General features: G+C 54.1%; 12 protein-coding genes. 5 read left to right on the top strand and 7 right to left on the bottom strand.

Annotated elements, in window-relative coordinates; genetic code table 11:
• Positions 1-22 precede the first annotated feature (22 nt).
• From ACFX4U_RS17060 to ACFX4U_RS17045, 4 genes are read left to right on the top strand one after another with little or no spacing between them, the layout of a single operon-like run.
• Entirely contained in the window at positions 23-1,003 is a 981-nt protein-coding gene (locus ACFX4U_RS17060; RefSeq protein WP_313507903.1) for a sulfite exporter TauE/SafE family protein, read from the top strand.
• Positions 1,000-1,893: a DMT family transporter gene (locus ACFX4U_RS17055; protein ID WP_313507901.1), complete on the top strand. Its 894-nt coding sequence runs from the start codon at positions 1,000-1,002 to the stop codon at positions 1,891-1,893. Before ACFX4U_RS17060 ends, ACFX4U_RS17055 begins: the two co-directional genes overlap by 4 nt.
• A 1-nt stretch (position 1,894) precedes the next feature.
• The gene (locus ACFX4U_RS17050; RefSeq protein WP_313507900.1) at positions 1,895-2,605 is read left to right on the top strand and encodes a methyltransferase domain-containing protein; all 711 of its coding nucleotides are present in this window, start codon (positions 1,895-1,897) and stop codon (positions 2,603-2,605) included.
• A complete protein-coding gene (locus tag ACFX4U_RS17045; RefSeq protein WP_313507899.1) occupies positions 2,583-3,317 on the top strand; it encodes a class I SAM-dependent methyltransferase in 735 nt (244 codons plus the stop codon). Before ACFX4U_RS17050 ends, ACFX4U_RS17045 begins: the two co-directional genes overlap by 23 nt.
• 37 nt (positions 3,318-3,354) lie before the next feature.
• Here the strand turns inward: ACFX4U_RS17045 and fdhF are convergent, their stop codons facing one another.
• Positions 3,355-5,502: a formate dehydrogenase subunit alpha gene (gene fdhF / locus ACFX4U_RS17040; protein ID WP_313507898.1), complete on the bottom strand. Its 2,148-nt coding sequence runs from the start codon at positions 5,500-5,502 to the stop codon at positions 3,355-3,357.
• Positions 5,503-5,759: 257 nt separating this feature from the next.
• On the opposite strand from fdhF, the gene ACFX4U_RS17035 reads away from it, so the two are divergent.
• Positions 5,760-6,491: a response regulator transcription factor gene (locus ACFX4U_RS17035; protein WP_313507897.1), complete on the top strand. Its 732-nt coding sequence runs from the start codon at positions 5,760-5,762 to the stop codon at positions 6,489-6,491.
• Positions 6,492-6,494: 3 nt separating this feature from the next.
• Here the strand turns inward: ACFX4U_RS17035 and ACFX4U_RS17030 are convergent, their stop codons facing one another.
• Genes ACFX4U_RS17030 through ACFX4U_RS17005 form a run of 6 tightly spaced genes read right to left on the bottom strand, consistent with a single transcriptional unit; the run spans position 6,495 to position 12,596 of the window.
• Entirely contained in the window at positions 6,495-7,487 is a 993-nt protein-coding gene (locus ACFX4U_RS17030; protein ID WP_313507947.1) for a carbohydrate kinase family protein, read from the bottom strand.
• Positions 7,487-8,347 carry a ketose 1,6-bisphosphate aldolase gene (locus tag ACFX4U_RS17025; RefSeq protein ID WP_200552067.1) on the bottom strand — a complete coding sequence of 287 codons (861 nt, stop codon included), beginning with the start codon at positions 8,345-8,347 and terminating at the stop codon, positions 7,487-7,489. Before ACFX4U_RS17025 ends, ACFX4U_RS17030 begins: the two co-directional genes overlap by 1 nt.
• Before the next feature lie 11 nt (positions 8,348-8,358).
• Positions 8,359-9,045: a D-lyxose/D-mannose family sugar isomerase gene (locus tag ACFX4U_RS17020; RefSeq protein ID WP_200552068.1), complete on the bottom strand. Its 687-nt coding sequence runs from the start codon at positions 9,043-9,045 to the stop codon at positions 8,359-8,361.
• A gap of 51 nt (positions 9,046-9,096) precedes the next feature.
• Entirely contained in the window at positions 9,097-10,038 is a 942-nt protein-coding gene (locus ACFX4U_RS17015) for an ABC transporter substrate-binding protein (protein ID WP_017459503.1), read from the bottom strand.
• A 40-nt stretch (positions 10,039-10,078) separates the two neighbouring features.
• Entirely contained in the window at positions 10,079-11,080 is a 1,002-nt protein-coding gene (locus ACFX4U_RS17010; protein WP_313507896.1) for a ribose ABC transporter permease, read from the bottom strand.
• A complete protein-coding gene (locus ACFX4U_RS17005) occupies positions 11,073-12,596 on the bottom strand; it encodes a sugar ABC transporter ATP-binding protein (RefSeq protein WP_313507895.1) in 1,524 nt (507 codons plus the stop codon). Before ACFX4U_RS17005 ends, ACFX4U_RS17010 begins: the two co-directional genes overlap by 8 nt.
• Between the last annotated feature and the right edge of the window lie 33 nt (positions 12,597-12,629).

Genomic DNA, 12,629 nt, shown 5'->3' with positions numbered 1-12,629 from the left:
CAGAACAGACAAGGCAGTCATAATGTTCTTACAACGACCTTTATATAAGGACCCCCTCCTCTTTTTCAGATTTTTTGCTTTAATTTTATGGCTTCTATTGACGGCTTATATTACTGGCTTTGTTAGTATTGCCGAGAATTATATTTTAAGTCTCGCCATGATGGTCGGCGCGTTTGTCGGCAGTGCCACACCCGTGGGCGGTGGTGTAGTTGCGTTTCCGGTACTGACCTTTATCAAGCAGATCCCTGCGAAAGAGGCTGCGGTTTTTTGCCTGGCAATGCAATCGTTTGGCATGTCGGCGTCTTCTTTAGCGATATTTACCCGCAAGATACCGGTGGATAAATTTCTGATAACCTGGTGTGTCATTACCAGCTTTATAGGTTATCTGCTGGCGCTATTTTATATTCCCAATCCCTTTTCATCCGCAGGTTTAAAAGTCTTTTTCTCCTCTTTCTGGCTTGCTTTTGGCGCAGCGATTTTTCTTGTCAGAAGAAAACAAACTATTTCGCAGACTATTGAAACTGCTCACGCGAGCGGCTGGCGATTATTGCTATTTATCGCTATTTGCTTCGCGGGTGGAATTGTGACGTCGTGGATTGGTAATGGTATCGATGTGGTCTTTTTTTGCGTGTTGATTTTACTGTTTTCCCGCACTGAATCCGTGGCAACACCTTCTGCGGTCATTGTGATGGCGTTGATATCCATCTTTGCGACAGCATTAAATATCAGTGCCGGTGACGTGAGTATGCAGACATTAAAATACCTTAGTGCAACGATTCCGGTGGTCATTATTTTTGCACCTTTAGGTATTCTCTTTTCTATTCGGCATGGGGATGCATTTATCCGAAAACTACTGCTGGCGCTGGTCATTATTCAATATTTGTTTACCGCCGTGGCTTTTTTCAGACAACTGGATTATCTCCTTCTCTCGATGCTCGTTATTGCTCTTTCATTCGTTTTATTGTTTGCCATTGGCTGTATTGATAAAAGGAAAGCCGTGTGACCACAAGAAATATGAACTTTCTAATAAAAGTCGTTATTGCGACCCTTTGTATGGGGTCTTCTTTTCCAACCGGGAAATACTTAATTTCTTATGAAAATATGCCACCGTTTTTAATGGGTGGCTGGCGGTTTATGGCGGCCGGGCTTTTTATGCTGTTAATCCCGGTTTTTACCCGTGGCGTTCAGGCTATCATTCCGTCCAGCGAAGGGTCGGTTGCGAAGGGGCTACTTTTAACCGCGGTCGTTGGCGCGTTGCAGACGACAGGGACAATGGGTTTTCTCAACCTGGCGCTGGAGAGCGTTACCTCATCCATGTCTTCTATTATTTTATTTACCAACCCACTGTGGCTCGCGGTATTAGCGCATTATCTGCTGCACGATAAATTAAATAAGCGAAAAATAATCTCACTGGTCATTGGTGTCGCAGGGGTGATTGTTTGCCTGGGGCTTGAGAGCGTTAAAGGTGGAACCGGTTTATTTTATGCGTTTTTAGGCTCGATATGCTGGGCGGTATGCACGGTCGTGAGTAAGCGATTTGTGTTTGATAAAGATAGCTGGGTATTTACCGGCTGGCAGCTTTTTCTCGGTGCGTTGTTTATGTTGATCATTGCCTGGATAAGACATGAAAAATATGACATCGGCGATTTACAAACCTGGGGCTGGGTGTGGTTTATTTGGCTTATTTTACCAGCCAGCGTCGGCTCGTTCGGCCTGTGGTTTTCAGCGCTACGGCAGGGCGGCGCAACGCTTGCCAGCGGCTTTCTGTTTCTGGTTCCTCTCTTTTCAACGATCTTTTCAATTTTCACGTTGCATGATGGTCTTTCCATCCAGCTTATTATCGGCGGATGCCTGATTGTCCTTTCACTCTTTCTTCTTAATCGGGAGTATTAACATGGAAGTGGGTAACAGTATTTCAATATCAACCGGGCAACAATGGTCTTTTGATAATGATGTCGCCAGCCATTTTGATGAACATGTGCAAATGTCGGTGCCGGTTTATCAGGAGGGCCATGAGCTTATTGGTTTTTTAAGTGATTTCTTTATTAAAGATGGTTCAGTATTTTATGAAATAGGCTGCTCCACCGGCGCACTGATTCATAAAATTTATACCCGTCATAGTCAAAAAGCAGCGACACGGTTTATTGGTGTTGAACCGGTTCAGAATATGATCGCGCAGGCGAAAAAAAGAACCGGCAGCTTACCCATTGAATATCTGAATAACACTATTGAAAATATCGACATGGAAGCGTGCGACTTTATCGCCTCTTATTACTGCTTGCAATTTATTCCACTGACTAAGCGCATAGTGGCTTATGAAAAATTATATGATGCGTTAATTCCGGGTGGTGCATTAATTCTTTTTGAAAAAGAGGTTATTGACGACTCAAAAATAAATGAAATGATCGAGTCTTGTTATCTTAAATTCAAACTGTCGCGAGGGTTTTCGGTTGATGAAATTCTCGCTAAAAAATTTAGCCTCGAAGGAATGATGCGGCCCTGCACCGAACGAGAAAACAGAAAGATTCTTGCGGAAGTTGGGTTTAAACAAATTGCCACGATCATGAAATACGGTGAATTCCATGGATATCTTTGCATCAAATAAGCGTAGTCAGCAAAATAAAAGTAAATGGGAAGAGTTACATAAAAAATCGGCGGATGAAAGTGTGCGCACCACACCCAGTTATGCCATAAAACGAATCTACGAAAGTCTGGAATATATTCAAACTCACTCTACCACCGTCAACACGCTGGAAATTGGCTGTGGGTTTGGTCGCAATCTTCATTACCTTATTACCCATGGTTTCTCTGATAATTACGTCGGTATTGATCAGACCGATATCGCGATTCATAAAGCAACGGAGCTGCTCAGCGATTATCAACAGAAAGGCATTGTGCAGATTATTAAGGCCAACGCGGCAGGTGATTTACCCTTTCCGAATGATCACTTCGATTGCATTTTCGATATTATGTCCGCTATTACTTTTATTCCCGATGAAGCGGTACGCGTCGCTTATTTCAACAATGTGGTCAGGCTCCTGAAACCAGGCGGCGCTTATTTCTTCCTTGCCGTCAGTAACCAGGCGGTGTTTAACGACAAAGTCGTCGATGCAACGCTGGATGAACCGGGCCTGTTTAAACGTAAGTTCGACAACATGATTGAAAAAGCCTATTCGGCGGATGAGCTGAAACGCTATCTGGCGGGATTGTCTGTTTGCTGTCTGGATGTGGTTTCCGAACATACTCGCGCTTTTGGCGATGAAAAGTTCGAACGAGAAAATGGGTTCTGGTTTGGCTGTTTTACCAAAGCGATCTGAAAAAAATGCGGGGTGGTGAACACCCCGCATTAACCGCTTAACCCATTGCGCTTTCGCGCAGGCGAGTCTTCAGTTTGTTGTACTCATCTATCACATACTGCTCGGCGGCACGCTGATCGGCGATCGGCTCCACGCGCACGGCGCAGTATTTGTACTCCGGCGTTTTGGTTATTGGGCTGAGGTTTTCCGTCACCAGTTCGTTACAGGCGCCAATCCACCACTGGTAGGTCATATACACCGCGCCTTTATTCGGACGCTCGCTGACCTGTGCACGCGTGATGATTTTGCCTTTGCGCGAGTTCACCCACACCAGCGTTTCATCTTCAATGCTCAGCCTTGCGGCGTCGGCCGTGTTGATTTGCGCATAACCCGGTTCATCCGCCAGCGCGGCGAGCGCGGCGCAGTTACCGGTCATTGAACGGCAGGAGTAGTGACCCACTTCACGCACGGTGGAAAGCACCATTGGATACTCCTCGTTGAGTTTATCCATTGGCGCGACCCAGTCGCAGGTGAAGAACTTCGCCAGCCCATTCGGCGTATCGAATTTTTCTTTAAACAGATACGACGTGCCTTGATCGGCATCCGACGTGTCACGACACGGCCACTGAATGTAGCCCAGCTCACCCATTTTTTCGTAGGTGGCGCCGTAGAAGTCCGGGCACAGATGACGCAACTCATCCCAGATTTCCTGCGTGTTGTTGTAATGCATCGGATAACCCATCCGGGTGGCAATTTCGCTGATGATTTGCCAGTCCGTTTTCAGATCCCACTTCGGTTCCACCGCTTTAAAGAAGCGCTGGAAGCCGCGATCCGCTGCGGTATAAACACCTTCGTGCTCACCCCAGGAGGTCGACGGCAGGATGACGTCCGCCGCGGCTGCGGTTTTGGTCATGAAAATGTCCTGCACGATCACCAGTTCAAGCCCTTCAAACGCCTTACGTACCGCTGAAAGTTCGGCATCTGTCTGAAGCGGATCTTCGCCCATGATATAAGCGGCGCGGACTTCGCCGTGCTCAACGCGGTGCGGCAGTTCGCTAATGCGATAACCGGTATGCGCAGGCAGGCTGTCAACGCCCCAGGCTTTGGCGAATTTCTCGCGGTGCGCTTCCTCTTTCACGTACTGGTAGCCAGGGTAGGTATCCGGTAACGCGCCCATATCGCAGGCACCCTGCACGTTGTTCTGACCACGCACCGGGTTCACGCCAACGTGTGCTTTGCCGAGGTTGCCCGTCAGCATCGCGAGGCTGGTCAGCGAACGCACGGTCTCCACACCCTGGTAGAACTGGGTCACGCCCATGCCCCACAGAATGGCGGCGGTTTTCGCACCGGCATACATGCGGGCAGCCTGGCGGATCTCCTGCGCCGTGACGCCGGTGATCTCTTCAACCGATTCCGGCGTATAGCCTTCAACGATTTTCCGGTACTCTTCAAACCCTTCGGTACGATTGGCGACAAACGCCTGGTCGTACAGATTTTCCTCAATAATGACATGCCCCATCGCGTTGAGCAGGGCGATGTTCGACCCGTTTTTCAATGCAACGTGCATATCAGCAATGCGCGCGGTTTCGATTTTGCGCGGATCGCAGACAATGATTTTCGCCCCGTTTTGTTTCGCGCGAATCACATGATTAGCGACGATCGGGTGAGAATCCGCCGGGTTGTAACCAAAGATAAACACTAAGTCCGTGTTATCAATTTCATTAATGGCATTACTCATCGCGCCATTACCGACCGACTGGTGCAGACCTGCAACCGATGGGCCGTGTCAGACGCGAGCGCAGCAGTCGACGTTATTGGTACCAATAACGGCGCGCGCAAATTTTTGCATTATGTAGTTGGTTTCATTACCCGTACCGCGGGAAGAGCCGGTGGTCTGGATCGCGTCCGGACCGTACTTCTCTTTGATGGCGCTCAGACGACCGGCGACATAATCGAGCGCTTCATCCCAGGATACCGACTCCAGTTTGCCGCCGCGCTGGCGACGGATCATCGGGGTTTTCAGGCGAGGCGTCAGGATCTGGGTATCGTTAATAAAATCCCAGCCGTAATAACCTTTCAGGCAGAGAGTGCCCTGATTGGTCTTGCCCTGCGCTGCCTCCGCCCGAACGATTTTGCCGTTATCGACCACCAGGTGAATCTTGCAACCTGAGGCGCAATACGGGCAAACCGTGACGACTTTTTTCATCACTTTCGCTCCAGTTAAGAATATCGCCCCCGATTATGCATCTTCTATGCCACAGTGTTGCTGGGGGTATTCACTGATATTACGGCGGATATTTGGTCAAAATACTGACGAAACGCAGGTCATCGTCAAAAGTGACGTGTCGAAAGGTGGGGGGGATGTGACCCCGGTTAAAAATCCGGCATTTAGTCGCTGCATTTATCAATCGCAGCCAACAGAATGAGCCAGAATGAGCAAACGAAGCCTGGCGGAAGCGGACAATGAAACCTGCGATTCTGGTTGTAGATGACGATACGGCGGTATGTTCACTGCTGGAAGATGTGCTCAACGAGCACGTCTTTACGGTCTACGCCTGCCATAACGGGCGCGATGCGGTAAACCTCTGTGCGCAGCATGCGGATATCGCGCTGGTGCTGTTGGATATGATGTTGCCAGATATCAACGGCTTGCAGGTGTTACAGCAGTTGCAAAAACTGCGCCCGTCGCTGCCAGTGGTGATGCTCACCGGGCTTGGCAGCGAATCAGATGTGGTGGTCGGCCTGGAAATGGGTGCCGATGACTACATTGGCAAGCCATTCAACGCGCGTGTGCTGGTCGCGCGCGTCAAAGCCGTATTGCGACGTACCGGCGTGCTGGCGGCGGAAGCCAGTGCCATCAAAACGCCGGGGTTTGTCTTTAACGGCTGGCATCTCGATCCTGAGCGCTGCGAGCTGTTTAACCCGCAGCAGCAGAGTGTGGCGTTGACGCAAGGGGAGTACAGTTTATTGCTGGCGCTGGTGCAAAACGCGCGTCGGGTACTGAATCGCGAACAGTTGCTGGAGCTAACGCATAGCGAAAGCGTCGATGTGTTTGACCGTACCATTGACGTGTTGATTATGCGCCTGCGCCGCAAAATCGAAACCAATCCCCACCAACCCGCGTTGATCAAAACCTTGCGCGGGCTTGGCTACGTGTTTGCCGCTGACGTTTCTCACGGCGATAAAGCCGCCTGAGCCTCAGCACTCCTGTAATAACGCGTCCAGCGTTTTCGCGCCGTCAATGGCGTTGGCGCACAGCAGGCTGGCGCGCGCGCAGGCATGTGCCAGCAGGATGCTTTTTTGCAGCGGCCAGCTTTCGTGGCAGCCATATAAAAACCCGGCGCAAAAGGCGTCTCCCGCCCCCACGCTGCCAATAATTTCGGCCTGGCTCAGCATCCGCGAAGGCACCCAGTTGCCCGCTTCGCCGGGCGTTTCACCCCAGGCGCCTTCCGGGCAGTGGATCACCACCCGCTGTTTTACGCCCGCCGCCAGCAGTTTTGCCGCCGCGCGAGCGATATTGTCGATATACGGCCCGTCGTCGGCAGTGCGCATTGCCAGTCCGCTGAATTCGCCCGCTTCCAGTTCGTTGATCACCAGGTAATCGAGGTGCGGCAAGCAGGGCAGCACCAGCGGTTGATAACGTGGATCGCCCTTGCGCGACACTAAATCCAGCGACGTTTCAAAGCCCAGTTCGCGCATTTGCGCCAGCAGACGCGCGCTGCGGGTGCCAAACTCCTCATCCGCTTTATCAAGGCTGTCGAGCAGCAGCAAATAGCCGAGATGGAAAATCTTCATGCTGTCATCCAGCCCGTCAAAGGCAGACAAATCCAGCAGACGGTTCGCACCCGGCGAGTGGAAAAAGGTGCGCTGACCGGAAGGGTCGGTCATCACCTGCGACATCGACGTCGGTGCAGACGTTGCGCGCTGCACATGCTGGCGGTTGACGTGGTACTGCTCCAGCATCGCCAGAATATAATCGCCGTCGCTGTCTTCGCCCACCAGCCCGACCGCCTGTAGCGGCAGGCCAACGTGCATTTTCGCCAGCGTCAGCAACACATTTAGCGGCGCACCGCCGGTGGAGCGCTCGCTGTGGGTGATTTCCGCCAGCCAGCCGCGCTCCGGCCACTGCACAATCTGGTGGACATGATCGACCAGCATATTTCCGGCGGCGATAACCCCTTTACGTTCCATCACAGTTGCCCCGCGCTGCCAAAGATGCGCATCTGCCCGGCGACGGTATCGGTAATGGCTTCTTCAACACTGAGCAAGAGCTGCGCGAACTCGTCGTACAGCGGCTGGCGGTTGCCCATGCGCTGCTCAATGGCGCCCAGTGCGGCTTGCGACATGCCGGTGTAGAAATTGATCTTATGAATGCCGAGCGAGATGGCGCGGCGGAAATCGTCATCGCTGATGCCGGAACCGCCGTGCAGCACCAGCGGCAGGCCGGTTTGCTGGCGAATGGCGTCAAGGCGCTCAAAATCAAGTTTCGGTTCGCCTTTGTACTTGCCGTGCGCATTGCCAATGGCGACCGCCAGCGTATCGATGCCAGTGCGATCCACAAAATCCCGCGCCAGCGCCGGATCGGTGAAACAGGCTTCATCGGCGTGACCGTACAACGCACCGCCTTCATCGCCGCCCACCGCACCCAGCTCGGCTTCAACGGAAACGCCCACCGCGTGGCACATCTTCACCACTTCCCGCGTCTGGCGAATATTCTCTTCGTACTCCAGCGTGGAGCCATCGAACATCACCGAGCTAAAGCCGAGCCGCAAGGCACGCACCACCGATTCAAAATGCAGGCCGTGGTCGAGATTGAGTACCACCGGAATGTCACTGCGGGCGGCTTCGAATTTCACCGCTTCGACCAGCGAGTCCAGCGAGATGTACTTAAAATGCACTTCGGCGATATTGATGATAAACGGCGATCGCTCCTGCTTCGCGGCGGCGAACAAGGCGCGCAAAAAGTGGGAGTCGAGCACGTTGAACGCGCCCAGGGCGTAGTGATGTTCGCGGGCATGCGCCAGGCCTTCGGCAAGAGAAATCAGCGGCATAGCAAACTCCTTTAGCTCAGAAACAGATGATACTCGTTGCACAGCACCAGCAGCGCCGGTTCGTCTTCCAGAACGTTGTTGTAGCGATCCATGGCGTTCAGGAAGTGGTTGTCATGTTCGTCATCATTCACCGACGACACTTCCCCGACCAGCACATCGCCGAAGCCGGGTTCGCCCCAGAAGCTGTGATACAGCCCCGGTGGCAGGCAAATACTTTCCCCTGGTGAGAGGCGCAGCTGGCTGCCCGCCGCGTGTGTCTGAATGCAGCCATCAATGACCACGGTAACGTCGGTGTTGAGCGTTTCGTCATTCGCTCCGGCGTTCCACAGTTCAATAATTAAATTACCGCCGCCGCGATTAATGATGTCCTCGCGCTTGCGCCAGTGAAAATGCATCGGTGTCACCTGCGCGTCGCGCACGTGCATGATCTTTTCCGCATAACATTTTTCATAGGGCGCGCCGTTGGGCGAGCCGTTGCGCAGCGTAAACAGCGTCAGTCCCTGGGCGTAGAAATTCGAACTGCCGAAGGCGGTGACATCCCAGCCTAACTTCAGATCGAACACTTCGCGCCAGGCCTCTCTGTCCAGCTGTTGCCATTTGGTCGGTGGAAAACTGGCAAAAGGAGGCAGATGCACATCGTGCATCGAGAAGAACTGTCGTGTATGGCCGAGAATCTCATTAATGGCGGAGCGTTTCATGGTATCCCCTGTGTTGGCGCTCCCCCTCCCTTGCGGGAGAGGGATAAACCGCTATTTCACCGTCCAGCCTTTGTAGCTACCCACATTCTGTTTATCGATCATGGTCACCGGGATCAGCACCGGCGCTTTCGGCGCGGGTTTACCTTGCAGGATGTCATAGCCAATTTCCACCGCGCGGGCGGCCATCACTTGTGGATCCTGCGCCGGGGTGGCGACAAACAGCGAGTTCTTACGTTTCAGCGCCTCCTCACCGTCCGGGCTGCCGTCGACGCCAACAATAAAGAACTCGTTGCGTTGCGCCTGTTTAGCGGCCAGATCGGCGCCGATCGCGGTTGGATCGTTAATCGCAAACACGCCGTCGATTTTCGGGTTAGCGGCAAGCAGTGAGGTCATCACTTCCAGCCCGCCTTCACGGCTGCCTTTGGCGTTCTGGTTATCGGAAAGCACCTTGATGTCCGGGTGGCGTTTAAACTCGGTCTGGCAACCTTCGACACGGTTCTGCACGGCGGAAACCGGTGGCCCGTTGATGATCACCACATTGCCTTTGCCTTTCAGACGATCGGTGATGTATTTACACGCCATTTCGCCTGCCTGGGTGTTATCGGAGGTGATGGTGGCGTCAGCGCCTTCCGCCGCCACGTCAACCGCCACGACGACGATCCCGGCGTCTTTCGCCCGTTTCACCGCCGGGCCGATACCTTTGGAATCCGCGGCGTTGAGGATGATCATGTCGACTTTGGCGGCGATAAAGTTATCGATTTGCGCCACTTGCTGACCCAGATCGTAGCCGCTGGAAACCAGCGTGACTTTGACCTTATCGCCCGCCAGTTTGCGCGCTTCCAGCTCCGCCCCTTTGGTGATTTGCACGAAGAAGGGGTTCGCCAGATCGCCCACCGTGACGCCGATGGACTTCAGTTCTTTGGCCTGCGCGAACGGGGCGCTTGCCAGCAGAGCACCCGCGCAGAGCGCAGTGACAAGAGGTTTAAGACGCATGCTGTAATCCTCACTTATGTTGCTGTTTTGTAGGGTATTGTTATGCTGCCTGATGATGCCGGGTACGGTATTTGTCGATCAGCACCGCTATGATGATCACCGCCCCTTTGATCACCAATTGCCAGAAGTAGGAGACGCCCATCAGCGTCATCCCGTTGTTTAAGGTGGCGATAATCAGCGCCCCCACCAGCGTGCCGGTGATGGTGCCAATGCCGCCGACAAAGCTGGTGCCGCCGAGGATCACCGCCGCGATGGCGTCCAGCTCATAGCCCATGCCGAGGTTGCCGTTGGCGCTGTACAAGCGCGAGGCGCTCATCACCCCGCCAAGACCGGAAAGCAACCCGCTCATGCCATAGACGAACAGTAAAACCAGCCACACTTTGATGCCGGTCAGGCGAGCGGCCTGCATGTTGCCGCCCACCGCGTAAATATGAACGCCAAGCGTGGTGCGGCGCAGAATGAACCAGCACACCGCAATTACCGCCAGCGCGATCACCACCAGCCACGGCACCGGGCCGAGGTAGTTATTGCCGATCCACTCAAAACTGATGTCGGAGTTGATAACCGTGGTGCCGTCAGCCAGCAGATAGGCCGCACCGCGCAGCGCGGTGTAAGTGCCGAGCGTGACAATAAACGGCGGTAACCCGGCGAACGCGACCAGCACACCGTTAAATAACCCCAGCACCAGGCCAAGCATCAGCGCCGCCGGCACCGACAGCATGGCGAGCTCCGGCATCAACGACACCACCATGGCTGCCACTGCCGTGGTGCCCAGAATCGAACCGACAGACAGGTCGATGCCGCCGGTCAGAATGATGAAGGTCATCCCTGCCGCCAGCACAATGTTGATCGACGCCTGGCGGGTGATATTCAGCAAATTGCTTTCGGTAAAGAAGTTCGGTGCGATAAAGCCAAACACGGCGACGATGAGGATCAAAATCGGCAAGATGCCGACCGTTTGCATCAGATCGCCCATCAACATCTTCTTGGCGGAGGCCGATTTGACGACCTCTGTGGCTGTATTGTCTTTGGAATCAGTCATGGTGTACCGCCGGGTGTAGGGATTCGTTAACGCCGGTCGCCAGCGTCATGATGTTTTCCTGGGTGATGTCGCCGTTGAGTAACTCTCCGGCAATCTCGCCTTCGCGCATCACATATACGCGATCGCTCATGCCGACCACTTCCGGTAACTCACTGGAGATCATCAGGATCGCCACGCCTTTGCGCGCCATCTGGTTCATGATCCGGTAGATCTCGCTTTTCGCGCCGACATCGACACCGCGTGTTGGCTCGTCGAGGATCAAAATGCGCGGGCCAATCGCCACCCAGCGCGAGATCAGCAGTTTTTGTTGGTTACCGCCGGAAAGCCCGCCCGCCCGTACTTGCGCGTGCGGTACGCGGATGTTGAGCAGCTTGATGGCATCATCGGAGATCGACTGCGCTTTTTTGCGATCGAGCATTCCCCAGGCGGCGTCGCGCTCAAGCGTCGCCATGGTGATGTTCTCCTGCGCCGCCAGTTCGAGAAACAGCCCTTGCTCTTTGCGGTTCTCGGTCAAAAAACCGATGCCCAAATCAATGGCGGCGCGCGGGGAGTGGATCACCACTGGTTCGCCATCCACTTCGATCATGCCGCCGGTGGCTTTACGCACGCCGAAGATGAGCTGCGCCAGTTCCGATCGCCCCGCACCAACCAGCCCGGCGAGACCGACGATCTCCCCGGCGCGGACATGCAAACTGACCGGCTGGATCTTTTCGTTATCGGTCAGGTGGTGAATGCTTAGACGCGGGTTGCCGAGCGGAATATCGCGCTCTTTGTTAAACAGATCGCTGAGCGGTCGCCCGACCATCATGCGGACCAGTTCGGAGGCGTTCAGTTGGTCGCGGGTCAGGCTGCCGACATACTGCCCGTCGCGCAGCACGCTGACGCGATCGGAAAGCTCATACACCTCCGCCATGCGGTGGCTGATGTAGATAATCGCCATCCCTTGATCGCGCAGGCGCAGGATCAGTTCGAACAGGCGGTGAGTTTCACGCGAGGAGAGGGCGGCGGTGGGCTCATCCATCACCAGAATGCGGCTGTTGCGATGCAATGCGCGGGCGATCTCCACCTGCTGTTGTTCAGCGATGGTTAATGTCATCACCCGGTCGGTGGCTTTGAAATTTGCGCCAAGGCGATCGATCACCGCCTGGGCTTGCGCGGCCATCTCTTTGCGCTGCACCAGCCCGCCACGGGCGATTTCGCTGCCGAGAAAAATGTTTTCGGCGACGGTAAGATTGGGCGCGAGCTGCATCTCCTGGTAAATCAAGGTGATGCCCGCTGCCAGTGCGTCTTTCGGGCCTTTGATACTGTAAGGCTTACCGTCAATCAGGATCTCGCCGCTGGTGGCGCTGTACGCCCCGGCAAGGATTTTCATTAACGTGCTTTTCCCCGCGCCGTTTTCCCCCATCAGCGCGTGGATCTCGCCGGGCCAGACCGTCAGGTCCACCCCTTTGAGCGCATAAAACTTGCCAAACGCTTTGGCAATGTTGCGCATCTCCAGAACGGGCGTTGTGCTCATGTCAGGCTCCTCGGAAGGACGATATCGGCACTT

It is taken from the genome of Kosakonia sp. YIM B13588 (genome assembly GCF_042788165.1).
Lineage (GTDB): Bacteria > Pseudomonadota > Gammaproteobacteria > Enterobacterales > Enterobacteriaceae > Kosakonia > Kosakonia sacchari.
The sequence above is the reverse complement of the archived record's forward strand: the minus strand, read 5'-3'. Positions and strand labels throughout refer to the sequence as shown.